This is a genomic window from Nonomuraea sp. NPDC050022 (assembly GCF_044460705.1).
Taxonomy (GTDB): domain Bacteria; phylum Actinomycetota; class Actinomycetes; order Streptosporangiales; family Streptosporangiaceae; genus Nonomuraea.
Genome location: NZ_JBITKE010000003.1, coordinates 822,062 through 839,084, shown reverse-complemented (window position 1 = coordinate 839,084; position 17,023 = coordinate 822,062). Strand labels below are relative to the sequence as shown.

At 70.2% G+C, this 17,023-nt stretch carries 16 protein-coding genes; 11 read left to right on the top strand and 5 right to left on the bottom strand.

The window, feature by feature from the left end:
- Nucleotides 1-221: 221 nt before the first annotated feature.
- The 3 genes from ACIBO2_RS15340 to ACIBO2_RS15330 form a co-directional block, all read right to left on the bottom strand.
- Entirely contained in the window at nucleotides 222-761 is a 540-nt protein-coding gene (locus tag ACIBO2_RS15340; RefSeq protein WP_397297436.1) for a DinB family protein, read from the bottom strand.
- A gap of 170 nt (nucleotides 762-931) precedes the next feature.
- Nucleotides 932-1,909 (bottom strand): phosphotransferase enzyme family protein, encoded by a 978-nt coding sequence (locus ACIBO2_RS15335; RefSeq protein WP_397297434.1) that lies wholly within the window; start codon nucleotides 1,907-1,909, stop codon nucleotides 932-934.
- A 75-nt stretch (nucleotides 1,910-1,984) separates the two neighbouring features.
- Nucleotides 1,985-2,167 (bottom strand): hypothetical protein, encoded by a 183-nt coding sequence (locus ACIBO2_RS15330; RefSeq protein WP_397297432.1) that lies wholly within the window; start codon nucleotides 2,165-2,167, stop codon nucleotides 1,985-1,987.
- 145 nt (nucleotides 2,168-2,312) lie between these two features.
- On the opposite strand from ACIBO2_RS15330, the gene ACIBO2_RS15325 reads away from it, so the two are divergent.
- The 11 genes from ACIBO2_RS15325 (at nucleotide 2,313) to ACIBO2_RS15275 (ending at nucleotide 14,846) form a co-directional block, all read left to right on the top strand.
- Nucleotides 2,313-2,693 carry a hypothetical protein gene (locus ACIBO2_RS15325; protein ID WP_358539274.1) on the top strand — a complete coding sequence of 127 codons (381 nt, stop codon included), beginning with the start codon at nucleotides 2,313-2,315 and terminating at the stop codon, nucleotides 2,691-2,693.
- Nucleotides 2,684-3,889 (top strand): DUF6395 domain-containing protein, encoded by a 1,206-nt coding sequence (locus ACIBO2_RS15320; RefSeq protein ID WP_358539277.1) that lies wholly within the window; start codon nucleotides 2,684-2,686, stop codon nucleotides 3,887-3,889. Before ACIBO2_RS15325 ends, ACIBO2_RS15320 begins: the two co-directional genes overlap by 10 nt.
- Nucleotides 3,877-4,317 carry a hypothetical protein gene (locus tag ACIBO2_RS15315; protein WP_358539279.1) on the top strand — a complete coding sequence of 147 codons (441 nt, stop codon included), beginning with the start codon at nucleotides 3,877-3,879 and terminating at the stop codon, nucleotides 4,315-4,317. Before ACIBO2_RS15320 ends, ACIBO2_RS15315 begins: the two co-directional genes overlap by 13 nt.
- The gene (locus ACIBO2_RS15310; protein ID WP_358539282.1) at nucleotides 4,314-5,156 is read left to right on the top strand and encodes a M55 family metallopeptidase; all 843 of its coding nucleotides are present in this window, start codon (nucleotides 4,314-4,316) and stop codon (nucleotides 5,154-5,156) included. The genes ACIBO2_RS15315 and ACIBO2_RS15310 overlap by 4 nt, the downstream gene beginning before the upstream one ends.
- Nucleotides 5,157-5,451: 295 nt before the next feature.
- Complete coding sequence (locus ACIBO2_RS15305; protein WP_358539284.1) at nucleotides 5,452-7,002, top strand: FAD-dependent oxidoreductase; 1,551 nt, start codon at nucleotides 5,452-5,454, stop codon at nucleotides 7,000-7,002.
- Between the two features lie 59 nt (nucleotides 7,003-7,061).
- Complete coding sequence (locus ACIBO2_RS15300) at nucleotides 7,062-7,574, top strand: YbaK/EbsC family protein (RefSeq protein ID WP_358539287.1); 513 nt, start codon at nucleotides 7,062-7,064, stop codon at nucleotides 7,572-7,574.
- A 145-nt stretch (nucleotides 7,575-7,719) separates the two neighbouring features.
- Complete coding sequence (locus ACIBO2_RS15295; RefSeq protein WP_397297428.1) at nucleotides 7,720-9,828, top strand: protein kinase; 2,109 nt, start codon at nucleotides 7,720-7,722, stop codon at nucleotides 9,826-9,828.
- A gap of 16 nt (nucleotides 9,829-9,844) precedes the next feature.
- Complete coding sequence (locus tag ACIBO2_RS15290) at nucleotides 9,845-11,641, top strand: serine/threonine-protein kinase (RefSeq protein ID WP_397297426.1); 1,797 nt, start codon at nucleotides 9,845-9,847, stop codon at nucleotides 11,639-11,641.
- A 34-nt stretch (nucleotides 11,642-11,675) separates the two neighbouring features.
- Complete coding sequence (locus ACIBO2_RS15285) at nucleotides 11,676-12,893, top strand: serine/threonine-protein kinase (protein WP_358539295.1); 1,218 nt, start codon at nucleotides 11,676-11,678, stop codon at nucleotides 12,891-12,893.
- A gap of 199 nt (nucleotides 12,894-13,092) precedes the next feature.
- A complete protein-coding gene (locus tag ACIBO2_RS15280; RefSeq protein WP_358539298.1) occupies nucleotides 13,093-13,872 on the top strand; it encodes an electron transfer flavoprotein subunit beta/FixA family protein in 780 nt (259 codons plus the stop codon).
- A 20-nt stretch (nucleotides 13,873-13,892) separates the two neighbouring features.
- Nucleotides 13,893-14,846 carry an electron transfer flavoprotein subunit alpha/FixB family protein gene (locus ACIBO2_RS15275; protein WP_358539301.1) on the top strand — a complete coding sequence of 318 codons (954 nt, stop codon included), beginning with the start codon at nucleotides 13,893-13,895 and terminating at the stop codon, nucleotides 14,844-14,846.
- 18 nt (nucleotides 14,847-14,864) lie between these two features.
- On the opposite strand, the gene ACIBO2_RS15270 is transcribed toward ACIBO2_RS15275, so the two are convergent.
- Nucleotides 14,865-16,295: a HAMP domain-containing sensor histidine kinase gene (locus tag ACIBO2_RS15270; protein ID WP_358539303.1), complete on the bottom strand. Its 1,431-nt coding sequence runs from the start codon at nucleotides 16,293-16,295 to the stop codon at nucleotides 14,865-14,867.
- The gene (locus ACIBO2_RS15265; protein ID WP_358539306.1) at nucleotides 16,292-16,999 is read right to left on the bottom strand and encodes a response regulator transcription factor; all 708 of its coding nucleotides are present in this window, start codon (nucleotides 16,997-16,999) and stop codon (nucleotides 16,292-16,294) included. The genes ACIBO2_RS15270 and ACIBO2_RS15265 overlap by 4 nt, the downstream gene beginning before the upstream one ends.
- Nucleotides 17,000-17,023 lie beyond the last annotated feature (24 nt).

Sequence of the window (17,023 nt, the reverse complement as noted above, 5' to 3'; positions counted from 1 at the left end):
TATTCGTGTCGCGCGGGGGTAGATGAGCTGGTTTACGAGGCAGCGAGTGCCACGTCCAGGTGGTCCTGGTTCGGGCCGCCTCGCAGGGGTCCACCGGGTCGATCGATCAGGTAGGCCGCCCGGAAGTCGTCCGCTCGGTCGGGTAGTCCGCCCCGGAAGTCGTCCGCTTGGTCAGGTGGGTCGCTCGGGAGTCGCTCGCTCGGTGACCGTCCGATGGGTGGCTAGTCTCCGGTGCGTCCGTCCACCGCCTCGCGGAGGAGGTCGGCGTGGCCGTTGTGCCGTGCGTACTCCTCGACGAGATGGAACAGGATCCACCTGAGGCTGGGTACCCGGCCGTCGGACCAGGGGCGCACGGCCAGCCGGTCCAGGCCGCCGTCGGCCAGCGCGTCCGCGACCAGCGAGCGGGAGCGGGCCACGGTGTCCTGCCAGAGCGTGAGGAGCTGCTCGGGGGTGTCCTCGGTGGCCGAGTGCCAGTCCCAGTCGATATCGGCCTCCCAGTCCACGGTGTCCCACGGGGGCTCCGGGGCGTTCCCGTACAGCCGCTGGGAGCACCACCAGCTCTCGACATAGGCCAGGTGCTTGAGCATCCCGCCGAGGGTCATCGTCGAGGCGCCGACAGTCGCGTTCAGGCCGGCCGCGTCCAGTCCGGCGCACTTCCACTCCAGGGTCGCGCGCTGGTAGTCCAGGTAGCCGAGGAGGGTGGCGGTTTCGTCGGCCGCGACCGGAGGTTCGGGGCGGCCATGTTCGTCCAGGTTGATCACGCGCGGGGAGTCTACCCGTCGGCCCAGGCGAGTTCTAGGGCGGCCGTCGTCCAGGGGCGGTGCAGGTCACGGCGGATCGGCTCAACGCGATGCGGCCCCGTCGCTGCCACGGTGTCGGTGCTCGACATCCACCACGTGCGTTGTCGACGGCGGTGCCCCACCACCAAGTGTCAGGAGGTGCGCGTGAGCTTCAGCACGTCGGTCAGTTGCCGGGCGGTCGGCAGGATGCGTAGTGCCTCGTCGATCTCGCGTTCCGCCCACTCGCGGTGCCGCCGCTCGGCGTGCGGGTCGAGGGCGACGCGGGCCTGGACCAGCAGGAAGTTCAGGTGGGACGCGAGAAGCATGGTGAAGTCGGCCAGGCCGGTGATGCGGCCAGGGCCGCCCTCACTTTTGTACGCCTCGTACATGGCGCGCATGGCTTCGAGGTCGGCGGTCGAGTCGTCGCAGAACCAGTCGAACAGCGCCCGCGCCAGCTCCCGGCCCGGCGCGGCCGGGCCGAGGTTGTCCCAGTCGACGACCACGAGCGCGCCGGTGGAGTCGGCGAGGACGTTCTCCGGGTGCAGGTCGCGGTGGCAGAGGATCAGCTCGCCGGGATCGGCCGGCGCGACGGCCGCGCACAGCTCTGGGAGCGTGGCGAGCAGATCGGCGAGTCTCGCGGCCCACACCGCGTCCGACGTGGCCACCTCCGCCCATTCGTGCGTGGTGGGGACGCGGTCGTACCAGCGAGCGGGTGGTCCGCCGTCCGGCTCGACCGTCGCGGCGGGGGCGCATCGGTGCAGGCGCGCGAGCAGCGCCCCGATCTCTCCCGGCGTGGCCGGCGCCGTCAGCTCGACCGGCCGCAGGTCGATCCAGTCGTACAGGCGCAGCCACGTCCCGCCGGGCGGCTCAAGCAGGTGGCGCCCATCGCGGTCGGGGTGACTCGCCGGCAGCCGTACCCCTGCCTCGGCCGCCCGCCGCCCGAACGCCAGCTCCGCCTCGATCAACGCCTCCGACGGCGGCTCGGCGAAGATCTCCTTGAGCGCGTAGCGTGCCGGGCCGACGTCGAGCCGCCAGATCTGCCCCAGCGCGCCCCGCGGCCCCGCGGACACCACGACGTCCTCACCCCACCCGAACGCCTCCCGTACGTGGGCGACCAGCTCCTCGACCATGATCAGACTCCTGAGAACAGGCAGGACGACACGATCAGACTCCTGGGGACCAGACTCCTGGGGACAGCAGCACGATCAGACTCCTGGGGGCAGCAGGACGAACGGCGAACGGCGGGTGGGCGCGGCGACAATCTGGGCGACACTGCTGCTGCTGCCGCCGCCGCCGACGACGCCACTGCTGCTGCTGCCGCGCCTGACGCCGCTGCCACTGCCGCCGCCGACGCCCCAGCCGCCGCCACCGCCGACGCCGAGATTCACACGACTGAGTATGGGCGATACGAGTGCTGGGACGCCTGCTGATTTATCCGTCGCGACAGCAGAAGTTGACACCAGTTAGATAGCTTGGTTGCCATTCGGAAACAGCGTCCTGGTGGCCGTGGATTTGCCACTATCGTGGCGTTTCATGATGCGCGTCCTGGTCCCCGCCCGCCTGCGCAAAGCCGTGCGCACGTGGTTCGATTCCCGCTACATCTCCATCGGCGATCACCGTCAGGACATCAGGGACGCTCTCTGGGAGGTCCAGACCCTGCGCCGGGAGATGGCGACCCTGCAGGACGAGGTCGAGCGTCTGCGAAACGCCAGACCCGCCACCGCCGCCCCCACCAGCGCCCCCACGGACAAAGCCCGGCTCGACGACACGCACCGCCTGGCTCAGGAGACGGCCAAGGCGCTGGACGGCGTGCTCCAGAACGAGGTCCTCCTCTGGCAGGCGATCGACGACCTCAAGTCACGGACACCACGTCCGCATGATGCTGTGCGGGCGGAGGATTCGTCATGCGCGTGAGCTGGTCGGGAGGCGAGCTGACGTTCCGGCTCGGGGCCGACGACGAGATCACCGGCAGGGCCGCCGACGAGCACCCGGTCAAGCTGGCCACCAACTCCTGCACCATCGCCGGGGTGCCCGGAGACGCGCACCCTGACCTCTTCGCCGTCGCCGCATGGACCGTGGTGGCGCCGTGGACGCGCAAGGAGATCGTGTTCGACCGGGCCATCTCCCCTGAGGTGGCCGCCGCGCTGCACGAGGGGTGGGGGATCGAGGCCGGGCCAGTAGGCGCGGAGGCTCGGCGTACCGGGACGAACCTGGCGATCTCCTACAGCGGTGGCGCGGACTCCGTGGCGGCGGCGACCATCTATCCCGAGGCGCCGTTCGTGCACTTCCGGCGTGTGCCGCACCCCCGCGTGCCGAACCGGTGGCCGCACTACCGCTCCGACGTCCTGGCGAGGCTGGCCAGGCGCACCGGGCGGGAACTCACCGTGGTGGACTCCGACTTGGAATTCACGCTGTCCGAGCCCCGGCCCGGATACCCGGAACACCACGCGGTCGCGGCAGGGGCGTTATTGCTCGCCGACCAGATGGATCTCGGTGGACTGGCGTTCGGGTATGAACTGGGTTCACGGTGGCTCGGCGGGGATCGCTATCTTCTGCGTTACACGCCCGACAACCTGATGTGGGCGCCGCACGGGGCGTGGGGGCGGTTGTTCGCGGCGGCGGGCGTACACATCGTGCTCCCCGTGGGCGGCGTGAGTGAAGCGGTCACCATGCGGCTGGCGCTGAACTCGGAGCTCAAGGAGCACGTCCGATGGTGCCTTCAGGGCACCGACGGACCGTGTCGCAGGTGCGGCAAGTGCCTGTACAAGGAGCTCATTCAGGCCGCCGTCGAACGGCGACCGCTCGACACGCCCTTCACCGCCGATGACCCCCGGGTGCGTAAGTGGCTCCAGCCTCCGCCGTACGGGGGACAGGAGATGGTCGAGTACGGCCTGGCGAGGGTGCCCGGCATCGAGGACACGCTGTTCGGGAAGGCGCTCGACTACTTCGACGCCACGGAGGAGTCGACGAGCTGGCTCGACCACTGCTACCCGCTGGCGCTCGACGAGATTCCGGCCCAGTGGCGTGAGCAGGCGGCCGGGTTCATGACGTCCAAGGTCGGGCTCATGACCGAGGCCGAGGTCCGCCGGGTGGAGACATGGGGCACGTGACGCTCTCACGCCCTGTTCGATCCCTCTTGCTCGATCCGCCGATGGCCGATACGGCTTCGGTCTATCTGCCGTTGGTCGATATTGTTTCGGCTGATCTGCTGTTGATCGATCCGGTTTCGGCAGATCCGCGTTCGGCCAGTCTGCCGTTGGTCGATCCGATTTCGGTCGATTCGTCGTTGGTCGGTCCGCCTTCGGCCGGTCTCCCGTTGGTTGAACGGTCTTCGGCCGATTCGCCTTTGGCTGGTCTGCTGTTGGTCGGTACGGTTTCGGCCGATCTGCCGATGGTCGTTACGCCGTTGGTCGGTCCGCCTTCGGCCGGTCCCCTGTCGGTTGATCGGTCTTCGGTCGATTCGCCTTTGGCTGGTCTGCCGATGGTCGATACGCCGTTGGTCGATGTCGGGTGCGTAGGTGAGGGAGTGGGACTGTGAAGGTGTACTTGTCGGTCGACATGGAGGGCGTGACCGGGCTCACCGACCCCGAGGAGATGCACGCGGGCAAGCGGGGCTACGAGCGGGGCTGCGAGCTCATGACCGCCGATGCCAACGCCGCCGTCGAGGGGGCGTTCGAGGCCGGGGCGGCCACAGTGCTGGTGAACGACGCTCACGGGTCCACCAAGAATCTGCGGATCGACCTGCTGGACCCGCGCGCCACCCTCATCCGGGGGCCGGGTAAGGCGCAGCGAATGGCGCAGGGGGTTGACGGGTCGTTCCAGGCCGCGTGTTTCGTGGGGTACCACGCCCGCGCGGGGGTGACGAACGGCGTGCTCAACCACACCTGGATGGGCAAGGAGATCCAGAACGTCTACCTCAACGGCGAGGTGTGCGGCGAGACGCGGCTGGTGGCGGCGTGTGCGGGGTTCCACGGTGTTCCGGTGGTGCTGGTGACCGGGGACGAGGCCGTCGGTGAAGAGGCGCGCGAGTTGCTCGGCGATGTGGAGACGGTGGCGGTCAAGAAGGGGATCGACAAGTTCTCGGCCGAACTGCTGCCGCCGAGCGTTGCCCAGGCTCGGATTCGTGAGGCGACGGCCAGGGCGTTGGGGCGGTTGAGCGACTTCACGCCTTACCAGGTGGCTGCGCCGTACACGCTGGGGGTGGAGTGGAACTCCACTGCCATCGCGGCCGCCGTCGGACTTGTTCCCGGCGTGAAGGCGGTGGGATCGCGTCACACTGAGTTCACTACCGATGACTTCGCACAGATCATGGCGCTGTTCGGTATCTTCGCCACGATTGGTGGTCAGATCTCCTGCGGCAGCGGCCCCTACGGCTGAACGCCCGCAAAGAGCAGCCGCCGGGTGGTGAATGGCAGGTCAGCGCATGCGGGCCGGTGAGGAGCAGGCCGACGTACGCAGGCGGGTGAAGAGCCGGTCGGCACACGCAGGTCGGTGAAGACCCGGTCGGCACACACGGGCCGGTCAATGGCAGGTCAGCGTACGCAGGCGGGTGAAGAGCCGGTCGGCAACGCAGGTCGGTGAATGGCAGATCGGCACACGCGGGCCCGTGAAGAGCAGGTCAGCACACGCAGGCCAACGGAGTAGCGGGCCCGCATAGTTGGGAGCGAGTGGCATGGAGGGCGCGGCGCTGACCCGGCGGGGGTTACTCGTCGGTATCGGGGCGGTGGGTGGTGCGGGAGCCATGTACGCCGCCATGGGCGCGCTGGGTCTGGCGCCGTCCCAGCAGGACAAGGACTTCGCCGCCCCCCAGCAGGGCGACTTCTCGCTGCGCGGCAAGGCGGCGGCCAAGGTGGTGATCATCGGGGCGGGGGTCGCCGGGCTGACCGCCGCGTACGAGCTGGGCAAGGCCGGCTACGACTGCACGCTGCTGGAGGCCAAGGACCGGGCCGGCGGCCGGAACCTCACGCTGCGCGGCGGTGATCGGCTCACCGAGCTCAACGGTCCCGCGCAGGAGGTGAAGTTCGGCGAGGGCGTCTACTTCAACGCGGGCCCGGGGCGGATCGCGCCGTGGATGGTCACCCTGGACTACTGCCGCGAGCTGGGCATCCCGATCGAGACGTTCATCAACACCAACGGCCAGGCGCTCGTTCACACCAACGGGCAGACGATCCGGTCAAGGGCCGCGCGTGCAGATATGTACGGGTATGTGGCGGAGCTGCTGGCTAAAGCGACGAATGTTGGTGCGCTTGACAAGAAGGTCGGCAAGGACGATCAGGAACGACTGCTGGAGTTCCTGCGCAGGTTCGGCGACCTGGGGCCCAAGCTCGACTACGAAGGCTCCGACCGCCGGGGTTTCGTGAAATATCCGGCGCTGGACGGCGGCGCCCCCCTCGCGGCCCCCGGCACCCTGCACGCCGTCCTCGCCGCCGGCACCGGCCGTTCCATCACCAACGACTTCGGCTACGAGCAGTCGACCCCCATGCTGCAGCCCGTCGGCGGCATGGACGCCATCGTCGTCAAGCTCACCGAGGCGGTCGGTGCGGACCGGATCAGGACCGGCGTCAAAGTCACCAAGATCACCAATATGGCCGACGGCGTCGAGGTGACCTGGGACGGCGGCTCGCTCAAAGCCGACTACTGCATCGCCACCCTGCCGCCCCACCTGCTCGCGAAGATCCCGCACAACCTCGGCGCGCCCGTAACGGCCGCGCTCAAGACGCCCATCCCGGTCGCCAGCGGCAAGATCGGCCTGGAGTACGGTCGGCGCTGGTGGGAACTGGAAGACCGCATCTACGGCGGCGTGACCGAGACCGACCTGGACATCACCCACATCTGGTACCCGTCCGCCGGTTTCCACGCCCAGCGCGGCGTGCTCGTCGGCTACTACAACACCGATCAGAACGCCGAGCTCTACGGCGCCCTCACCCCGGATGACCGCAGGCGCCGCGCCCTCACCCAGGGCAGGAAGATCCACGGCGACAAGTACGGCAAGGACCTGCTCTCCAGCGTCTCCATCGCCTGGGACCGCCAGGAACACATCCAGGGCGGCTGGGTACGCTGGCCCGCCTTTGATTCGTCCTTTACTCTTCTGCAACGCCCCAGCGGAAGGGTTTACTTCGCGGGCGACTGGCTCACCCATCTGATCGCGTGGCAGGCGGGCTCCATGGAGTCGGCCCGTGGCGCCGTCACCCAGCTGCACCAACGGGTGCTGCAGTCACCGTGACGTCGCGCGCTGCTCAGGTGACCGGCGTAAGGTCCTGAGAGAGCGATCGAGGAGATGGGATGACGTTGGACTGGGTGCCCGCGACCGACCGGACCGACCTGCTGGCCGAGCCGGTGGCCCTTGCCGTGCAGGGGCTGGCGGGCGTCGAGGTGGCCGAGATCGACCCCGAGCTGGCCGATACGGCGGCGTTCTGCGAGCGCTACGGCGTGACGCTCGACGAGTCGGCCAACTGCGTGGTCGTCGCGGCCAAGCGCGGCGGCGAGACGCGCTATGCGGCGTGCATGGTGCTCGCCACGATGCGGGTCGACGTCAACGGCGTCGTACGCAGGCATCTCGACGCGCGCAAGGCGAGCTTCGCCCCGATGGCGGAGGCGGTCGAGCTCACCGGGATGGAATACGGCGGCATCACCCCGCTCGGCCTGCCCGCCGACTGGCCGATCCTGGTGGACACGAAGGTGGCCGAGCACGACAGGGTAGTGATCGGAAGCGGGGTTCGGCGGTCGAAGTTGGCCGTTTCCGGGGCCGCTCTTGCCGGGTTGAAGGGGGCGGAGATCCTCCCCCTGGCGAGTTGAAGCCAGAGCTGACGCTAAAACTGAAGCCAATTCGAGACCGTTGAATGGGAAACCGATGGGCCCCTTCGGGACGTTGTACGAGTGGGAATGTGGCCTCATGGTTCATCTCGTGGGCGGGGATTAAGCCGGTATGGTGCTTCATGCCATGAACGATGACCGACTCGGCCCTTACCGGCTGCTCAGGCGGCTCGGCGAAGGCGGGATGGGCGTTGTCCACCTCGCTGTCGACCCGCAGGGTAGGCAGGTGGCGGTCAAGGTCCTGCGCGCGGAGGTCGCCGGCGACGAGGTCGCCAGGCGGCGTCTGTCGCGTGAAGTCGAGACCATGCGCCGCGCGCGCAGCAAATACATCGCCGAGGTGATCGACGCCGATGTGACGGGTCATCGGCCCTACATCGTCACGCGTTACGTCGCCGGGCGGCCACTCGACGAGATCGTCAAGGACGACGGTCCGCTCGACCTGCCCGCGCTGGTCAAGATCGCGCACGGGGTCGCCACCGCGCTGGCCGCCGTGCACGCGGTCGGCGTGATCCACCGCGACCTCAAGCCGGGCAATGTACTGATCATCGACGGCGAGCCGGTCCTGATCGACTTCGGGATCGCCCAGGCGGTCGACGCGACCAGGCTGACGCAGACAGGGATGTTCATCGGCACGCCCGGATACCTCGCCCCCGAGATCATCGAGGGTCAGGAGGCCGGGCCCGAGGTCGACATCCACGCCTGGGCGGGCACGCTGCTGTACGCGGGCACCGGCCAGCCGCCCTTCGGCAAGGGCACGCTGGAGATGATCTTCTACAACATCACCGCGGGCAAGGCCGACGTGAGCGCGGCCCCGAAGGAGCTGCAGCCGCTGCTCAAGGCGGCCTTCCAGCGCAACCCTGCCAAGCGGCCCAAGGCGGCCGAGCTGGCCGAGCAGACCGCCAGGATGCTGCCCAAGCCGCCGGGCGGCGTGCGCGACGAGATCTCGACCGTGCCGCGGTCCGACCGCTCCAACCCGTCGCTCGAGCTGCCGACGCCGCAGCCCTTGGCCGACAAGCCGTCGTACGACATCTCGACCCCGCCCATGACGCCGCGCCGGCTCGTCGACGGCCAGCAGCGCCAGCAGCCCCCGCACCAGGGCCAGCCGCACCAGGGGTCCGGCCCGAACTGGCAGCCCCAGGGCCGGCCGCCCCAGCCGCCGCCGCAGGAGCAGCAGTACGTCTCGCTGCTCCCCGAGCAGCAGGGCGACCCCTACCCGACCCGCAGGGTGACCCCGGAAGAGCTGCGCAAGATGCAGCGCGAGGCCGCCCCGCAGCCGTGGCAGGTCTCCGGGCAGGGCAACAATCAGCCGAGCAACAATCAGCCGAGCAACAATCAGCCGAGCAACAGCCACATGCCGTCGCCGGCCGATGCCGACGTGCCCACCCGGCGCGTACGCCCCGACCCGCCCGACGTCCCCACCCGCCGGGTACGCCCCGAAGCGCCCGACTACGGGCGAGGCAACCCGATCCAGCCACCGCCCTACATCCCGGTACAGGGCCAGTTCCCGCATGATCCGCAGGCGCAGCCCTACCAGCCGCACGAGGCGCAGACCAGGAGAGACGCCTACGGGCAGCAGCAGCCCGACCTGCGGACCAAGCGCGAGCCGTTCATCCCGGCGGCCCGCCCCGGGCAGGCGCTGCAGCGGTCCCGGGCCTACGGCCTGGCGAGCGCGATGCTGCTGATCCTGATGATCATGGTGGCCGTGGTGGCGCCCGTGCTGGTGGGCCTGCTGGTGATCCCGGTCGTGGTGCTGCTCCGCGCGGCCGACCTGGCCCAGCCGGAGCTGGTCGCGCGCCGGTCCACCGGGTCGGCCGCGCTGGACGTGGTGCGCGTGTTCGCCTTCCCCAAAAAACTGGCCAAGTCGGTGGGGATCACGTTCGCGCTGTTCTTCTACGCCCTTATCCTGGGGCTACCGGTGACGCTGCTGCTTACCGTGTTCGTCAAGATGAACCCCTACAACGCCTTGGCCTGGGGCGCGGCGATCGCCCTGTGGACCGTCTGCGCGGGCCCCGGAGTGGAGGGGCCTGGAAGGCAGATGCGCAGAACCCTCTCATCGCTCGTACCCTCGAGAACAGCGGCGATGGTGATGGTGGGAGTTCTCGCGGCGGGGGCCGCGCTCTCCCTGATCCTCGCTTACAGCTCGTTCGACAACGCGAGGAGGGCCGTATGGGCTCCGCTGAACGTCGGACCTGTGGTGACCCAGCTCAACGGACTGAAGGGGAGCACAGGGGGATGACGCCGGGACGGTGGCGATGAGCACGCAGGCGCCGGAGCGGCTTGGCCCCTACCGGCTGGTCAGGAAGATCGGCGAGGGCGGCATGGGCGTGGTCCACCTGGGCCTCGACACCGAGGGCCGCGAGGTCGCCATCAAGGTCCTGCACCCGCATGTCGCGGCCGACCTGAAGGCCCGTGACCGGCTGACGCGCGAAGTCGAGACCATGCGCCGGGTGCGCAGCCCGCACGTGGCCGAGGTGCTCGACGCCGAGCTCGTCGGCGGCCAGCCGTACGTCGTGACCCGTTTCGCCCCCGGCCGCACACTCGAAGAAACGGTGCTGGCGGAGGGCGCGCTGGAGGCGCGCGAGGTCATCAGGCTGGCCCAGGGCCTGTGCCAGGCGCTGGTGGCCATCCACGCCGCCGAGGTGATCCACCGCGACTTCAAGCCGTCCAACGTGATGCTGGTCAACGGCGATCCGCTGGTCATCGACTTCGGCATCGCGCACCTGGTCAACGCCACCCGGCTGACCCAGACGGGGATGTTCGTCGGCACGCCCGGCTATCTGGCGCCCGAGATCATCCGCGACTCGGAGATCACCCAGGCGGCCGACGTGCACGCGCTGGCCTCCACGGTGTTCTTCGCCGCGACGGGCGCGCCGCCGTTCGGCACGGGCACGTTCGAGGCGGTCTGCTTCAACATCATGGAAGGGCGCGCGCAGATCGACAAGGCGCCCGCCTGGCTGCGCGGCTGGCTGAGCCGCGCGCTGCGGGTCGAGCCCAGTGCCCGGCCCGGCGCCCAGGAGCTCCTGCGGATGGCCAGGGCGCTGGACCCGTCGGTGACCTCCTTCCACGAGACGTCCGCCGACGGGCCGACCGGCACCAAGCGGATGGGTAACCGGACTCGGGTCATGGAGAACTACTCCGACCTGCTGCCCCCGGTCGCGTACGGCACCCCGGCCGCGCCCGCGCGCGAGGAGAAGCCGCCGCGCGAGGAGCGGCCGCCGCCCTACGTCCCGGCGCCGATGCCGGAGCGGCACCCGGCCCCGCGCGTCGACCAGCGGGTCGCGGGCTACCCGGCGCCGCCAACACACCCGCCCGCCTACCGCCCGGCCACCCAGGCGGGTCAGCAGCGGCCGGTCGCGCCGCCCCCGTACACACCGCCGGCCGAGCGCAAGCGTTACCTGGTCGGCAGCCAGTTCGTCGGCCTGCTGCTGCTGGTCACGCTGACCGCGCTGGCCGTCGTGCTGCCCGTCGCGGTGAGCGCGGTGGCCGTCGCGCTGGCGTTGGTGCTGCGGGTGGGCGAATACCTCTTCGGCGACATGGTCAAGCGCAGGCAGGTGCGGGGGAGCAGCGCGGCCGATCCGCTGCTCGTCCTGGTCGGCACGCCGTGGGCGCTGGTCAAGGCCGCGCTCGTGACGCTGGTCCACGTGCCTCTGGCGCTGATGTTCGGCGTCTGTGTCTGGGGCGTGCTGCGCTGGGGCGGCGGGATGAGCGTCAACGCCGCCGCCGCGTACGGCGCGGGCGCCTTCACGGCCGGGCTGTTCGTGCTGCCGGGCGGCGGCGCGCCGCGCAAGGCGGTCACGCGCTCGCTCACCGGCATCCTGCGCACTCCCGGCGCGGCCCTGGTCGCCGCCCTGATCGTCGGTACGGCCGCGATGTTCGCGGTGATGTTCGCGATGGGCCAGGCACCGACCTGGGCGCCCTGGCGGGCTCCGGAGACCGTGATCAACGAGCTGACCAGCGATGCGCGGCGGAGCACGATCGGCTTGATCACCGGCCTGATCAACGATCTGCTCGACGGCGTGGGGTTGGGGTTCCTGTCACCCTGGTCGTAAGTGTCTTGGCCCGCTCCGGGGGGAGATAAGGGGTATGAGCGAGCGGCTGGGCCCCTATCAGTTACTCTCCCGGCTCGGGGCGGGCGGGTTCGGTGAGGTGCACCTGGCGCTCGACCCCGAGGGGCGTACGGTCGCGGTGAAGGTCCTGCACCCGCACGTGACGGCCGGCAGTGGCGCGCTGACCCGGCTGGCGCGCGAGGTGGAGACGATGCGGTTAGTGGGCGGGCCGCACGTTGCCGAGGTGCTCGACGCCTCGCTCGACGTCGCCAAGCCCTACCTGGTGACCCGTTACGTCCAGGGCAGGCCGCTCAGCGCGGTCCCCACGCCGGTGCCCGAGCTCCGGCAGCTGGCCGCCGGACTGGCCGACGCGTTGCTGGCCATGCACGAGGCGGGTGTCGTGCATCGGGATCTGAAGCCGGCCAACGTGATGATGGCCGAAGGTGAGCCGGTGGTCATCGACTTCGGCATCGCCAGCGCGCTCGACTCCCTCTCGGTGACGGCCTCGGGGGCCGTGGTGGGCACGCCCGGCTATCTGGCGCCCGAGGTGCTGGAGGGCAAGGAGTCGGGGATGCCGGCCGATGTGTTCTCCTTCGGGGCCACGCTGGCCTACGCGGCCACGGGACGGCAGCCGTACGGGCAGGGACCGGCCTCGGCGGTCGCCTACCGGGTCGTGCACCACGATCCCGATCTGGAGGGGGTCCCAGACTGGCTGAGCCCGCTGCTGCGCGAGTGCCTAGCCACCGACCCGCTCGCGCGGCCGACGGCCGCGCAGATCTGCGACAGGCTCGGCGTCGAGGCCGCCCATTACGCCGTCCGTCCGCCCGCCACGGCTCTGCGCCCCCGGCCCGGCGAGGCGCACGACCTGGAGACCCGGGAGTGGCGGCCGGGTCAGGAGCGGGGCCGTCCGTCGGTCGAGGAGTCCAGGGCCAGGCACCGGGAGAAGGTACGCAGGCGCTGGCTGATCGGCTCCGGGCTGTTCGTGGCCCTGCTGGCCGCCGCCGCGCGGGAGCCGCTGCCAGAGGTGACGCTGTTCCTGCTGGCCGCGTACGCGCTGGTGGCGGTGGCCGACGCGGGGGTGGCGCTGTTCACGCGCGGCCGCTTCCGGATGAGCCGGATCATCTTCGATTTCGCCGGGATGCTCGGCGCCGCGGGGCTCTGCCTGGGGCTGAGCGCGGTCTTCAGTACGTTCACACTCGCCCTGTTCGCCGGTACGGCGCTGGTGGTCGGGGTCGTGTTCCTGATGTCGGCCTGAACTCAGGTAACGGAATAAAGTTCGGTAGGGTGGGGGGTGCTTTGTCGTAAGCCTCGCTTGCTTGCGCCTAAGCTACTCATGGGTAACATGGCCGCGAGAGCACCCGCTGTCACGGCCCCATGGGACACCTGGCAGTCTGTCAGCAAGCATCAGGCGCCGAGCGTCGGCGCACGCGAACACGGGAGGTCGGCCACCGGCCATGAACATCGTCGTCTGCGTGAAGCAGGTCCCCGACACGGCGACCGAGCGCAAGCTCCGGTCCGATGACAAGACGCTCGACCGTGACGCCGTCGACGGCGTGGTGAACGAGCTTGACGAGTATGCGGTCGAGGAGGCCCTGAAGCTCAAGGAAGCCCACGGCGGTGAGGTGACCGTTCTCACCATGGGACCGAGCCGGGCCACCGAGACCATCCGCAAGGCCCTGGCCATGGGCGCGGACAAGGCCGTCCACCTGACGGATGACGCGCTGCACGGCTCCGACGCCCTGTCGACCTCCTATGCGATGGCGCAGGTGCTCAAGAAGATCGGGTTCGACCTGGTCATCCTGGGTTCGGAGTCCACCGACGCGCGTACGGGCGTGCTGGCCGCGATGCTGGCCGAGCGCCTGGGCGCACCCCAGCTCACCCTCGCCAAGAAGGTCGACATCGAGGGCTCCGAGATCGTGATCCAGCGGATCACCGACTACGGGTTCGACAAGGTCGCGGCCCAGTTGCCCGCCGTCGTGTCCGTGGTGGAGAAGATCAACGACCCGCGCTACCCGTCCTTCAAGGGCATCATGGCGGCCAAGAAGAAGCCGGTGGAGACGCTGGCCATCGCCGACGCGGAGATCGCGGCCGACCAGGTCGGCCTGGACGCGGCCTGGTCCGAGGTCGTCGAGTTCGCCGCGGCCCCGCCGCGCGCGGCCGGCACGATCGTCAAGGACGAGGGTGACGGAGGCTCGAAGGCCGCTGACTTCCTCGCGTCCAAGAAGTTCATCTGAGCACGGGAGAGACAGCTGATATGTCGGAGATTCTCGTTCTCGTCGAGCACGTCGACGGCGAGGTCAAGAAGGTCACACTCGAACTGCTGACCCTGGCCCGTTCGCTCGGCGCACCGGCCGCCGTCTGGGCCGGACCCGGCATCACCGACGCGGCCAAGGCCAGGCTCGCCGAATACGGTGCCGAGAAGATCTACGTCGCCGGAGCCGACGAGATCGTCGACTACGTCGTCGCGCCCAAGGCCGAGCTGCTCGCCCAGCTCGTGGCCGACAAGTCGCCCGCCGCCGTGCTGGTGGCCGCCACGACCGAGGGCAAGGAGGTCGCCGGCCGGCTCGCGGTCAAGACCGACTCGGGCGTCATCACCGACGCCGTGGGCCTCGGCGAGGGCTTCGTGGCCGACCAGTCCATCTTCGGCGGCGGCGTCAACGTCCGCTCGAAGGTGCGCAAGGGCACGCCGATCGTCGCCGTACGCCCCAACTCGACGGCCCCCGAGGCCGCCGCGGGCGCGGGCACCGAGGAGCAGGTGTCGGTCACCCTGACCGAGTCCGCCAAGGCCGCCCGTGTCCTGGAGCGCGTGAAGCAGGAGAAGGGCGCGCGCCCCGAGCTGACCGAGGCCGCGATCGTGGTCTCCGGCGGCCGTGGCGTCGGCTCGGCCGAGAACTTCTCGGTCATCGAGGGCCTGGCCGACGCCCTGGGCGCGGCCGTGGGCGCCTCGCGCGCCGCCACCGACGCTGGCTGGTACCCCCACCAGTTCCAGGTGGGCCAGACGGGCAAGACGGTGTCGCCGCAGCTGTACATCGCGGCCGGCATCTCCGGCGCGATCCAGCACCGGGCCGGGATGCAGACCGCGAAGACCATCGTCGCTATCAACAAGGACCCGGAGGCGCCGATCTTCGAGCTCGCCGACTACGGCGTCGTGGGCGACCTGCACCAGGTGGTGCCGCAGCTCACCGAAGAGGTCACCAAGCGCAAGTAGCGCTTGCTGGGGCCGGAGTCACTGGTCGCTGGCGGGGAGCAGGACCTGGAAGGCCGCTCCCCGCCCCGGCGCGGAGCGGACCTCCACGCGGCCCCCGTGGGCGGCGACAATGGAGCGCACGATGGCCAGTCCGAGTCCCGCCCCACCCGTGGACCTGGCCCTGGAGCCGTCGGCGCGGTAGAAGCGGTCGAAGACCCGGGCCGACTCCTCGGCGCTGAGCCCCGGCCCTTCGTCCTCGATGACCAGCACCGCCTGGTCGCCGAGGGTGCCGACGCCGATCCTGACCGGGGAGCCGGCCGGGGTGTGGGTGACGGCGTTGCCGACGAGGTTGCTGACCACCTGCCGCAGCCTGGCCTCGTCGCCCAGCACGGGGGCGCTGGCCGCGGGTCCGCCGGCGGGCCCGGTGAACGCGATCGGCCTGGACGGGTCCAGCGCAGCGAAGTCGTGCCGCGCGTCGGCGGCCAGCGTACGCAGGTCCATGGGCGTCAGGTCGAGCCCCGCGGTCGTGGGCTCGTCGAGGAAGGCGAGCAGCAGCAGGTCGTCCACCAGCCGCGCCAGACGCCCGGACTCGCTCTCGATGCGAGCCAGCGCCGCGTCGGCGTCCGTGCCGCCCATGCGATACAGCTCCGAGAACCCCTTGATGCCGAACAGCGGGGTACGCAGCTCGTGGCTGACGTCGGCGACGAACCCGCGCATGCGCGCCTCGGACTCCGCGCGGGCGGCGAACCCCTGCTCGATCTGGGCGAGCATGCCGTTCAGCGCGTGCGCGAGCCGCCCGACCTCCGTCCCCGGCATGGCCAGGTACGGTACGCGCCGAGTCAGGTCGCCGCCCGCGATGGCCGCCGCGGTCTCCTCCACCCGCCGCAGCGGCGCGAGCCCCGCCCGGATCGCCACGCCGCCGACGAGAGCGAGCACGGCCAGCAGCACCGAACCCGCGATGAGACAGACGACCCGAACCCGGTCGATCGTGGTGTCCAGGCCGTCGAGCGACAGCGCGACGACGACACTGGCGTGAGCGGAGCCGTCCCGTCCGGCCTTGGGCAGCGCCATCGCCCGCCACGCCGTGTCATCGGCGCCGCTCACGGTGAACGGCCGCTTCGCGCGGTTGGCGACGGTGGCGGAGTCCAGCCGGGGCAGTTCGGGACGTCCGCCGGTGGTCAGCTCCCGCAGGACCGTGCCGTCGGCGGACAGGTAGGCCGCGTACCCCTGCTCGAAGAGGTCGAGTTGCGCCACGTGGTCGCTGACCGGCCGCTGCCTCAGCCGATCGGCCAGTTGGGGCGAGATCACGGACAGGGCGGTGCCCATGGGCGCCAGCTTCTCGTCGATCCTGGTCAGAAGCTGGGATTCCAGCTGTTGCACGACCACCGAACTGATCACCACCAGCCCGACGAACAGCAGCGCCACCGTGATGGCCAGGAGCCTGAGCCGCAGGGACAGGCGCCTGATCATCGCTTCGGCCTGCGCAGCACGTATCCGACGCCGTGCACGGTGTGGATCAGCTTCGTCTCGCCGGTGTCGATCTTGCGGCGCAGGTAACTGACGTAGGTGTCGACGATGCTGGAGTCCCCGGCGAAGTCGTAGCGCCAGACGTGTTCGAGGATCTGCGCCTTGGACAGCACCCGCCCGGCGTTGAGCACGAGATGGAGCAGCAGCCTGAACTCCGTCGGAGACAGCCGTACGGCCTGGCCCGCCCTGGTCACCTGGTGGCCCTCGGGATCGACCTCCAGGTCGGCCACGCGCAGCGTGTCGTTGCCGGGAGCCGCGCCCGTCCGCCGGAGTATGGCCCTGATGCGGGCCAGAAGCTCCTCCAGGTCGAACGGCTTGGTCACATAGTCGTCGCCGCCCAGTCGCAGCCCGTTGATCTTGTCGGCCGTGGCGTCGCGGGCCGTCAGGAACAGCACCGGCACAGGGCCCGGTCGGCCGTCACCCCGGGGCAGCAGCCTGAGCCGGCGGATCACCTCGAAACCGTCCAGGTCGGGCAGCATCACGTCGAGCAGGACCAGGTCGGGCGGGTCGGCTCGGGCCGACTCCAGCGCCTGGACACCGCTCTCGGCCGAGCTCACGGTGAAGCCGGCGAAGCGCAGGGTCGCCGAGAGCAGTTCCCTGACGGTGGGTTCGTCGTCGACCACGAGCAGCCGTTCGCCTTCACCCAACTGCTTTCCTCCCTGTCCTGACCG

Coding starts and splice junctions, on each gene's coding strand:
- ACIBO2_RS15335 (WP_397297434.1), bottom strand. CDS start 1,909: ATGGTCGAGGAGCTGGTCGCCCACGTACGGGAGGCGTTCGGGTGGGGT.
- ACIBO2_RS15325 (WP_358539274.1), top strand. CDS start 2,313: ATGATGCGCGTCCTGGTCCCCGCCCGCCTGCGCAAAGCCGTGCGCACG.
- ACIBO2_RS15320 (WP_358539277.1), top strand. CDS start 2,684: ATGCGCGTGAGCTGGTCGGGAGGCGAGCTGACGTTCCGGCTCGGGGCC.
- ACIBO2_RS15315 (WP_358539279.1), top strand. CDS start 3,877: ATGGGGCACGTGACGCTCTCACGCCCTGTTCGATCCCTCTTGCTCGAT.
- ACIBO2_RS15305 (WP_358539284.1), top strand. CDS start 5,452: ATGGAGGGCGCGGCGCTGACCCGGCGGGGGTTACTCGTCGGTATCGGG.
- ACIBO2_RS15300 (WP_358539287.1), top strand. CDS start 7,062: ATGACGTTGGACTGGGTGCCCGCGACCGACCGGACCGACCTGCTGGCC.
- ACIBO2_RS15295 (WP_397297428.1), top strand. CDS start 7,720: ATGAACGATGACCGACTCGGCCCTTACCGGCTGCTCAGGCGGCTCGGC.
- ACIBO2_RS15290 (WP_397297426.1), top strand. CDS start 9,845: ATGAGCACGCAGGCGCCGGAGCGGCTTGGCCCCTACCGGCTGGTCAGG.
- ACIBO2_RS15285 (WP_358539295.1), top strand. CDS start 11,676: ATGAGCGAGCGGCTGGGCCCCTATCAGTTACTCTCCCGGCTCGGGGCG.
- ACIBO2_RS15280 (WP_358539298.1), top strand. CDS start 13,093: ATGAACATCGTCGTCTGCGTGAAGCAGGTCCCCGACACGGCGACCGAG.
- ACIBO2_RS15275 (WP_358539301.1), top strand. CDS start 13,893: ATGTCGGAGATTCTCGTTCTCGTCGAGCACGTCGACGGCGAGGTCAAG.
- ACIBO2_RS15270 (WP_358539303.1), bottom strand. CDS start 16,295: ATGATCAGGCGCCTGTCCCTGCGGCTCAGGCTCCTGGCCATCACGGTG.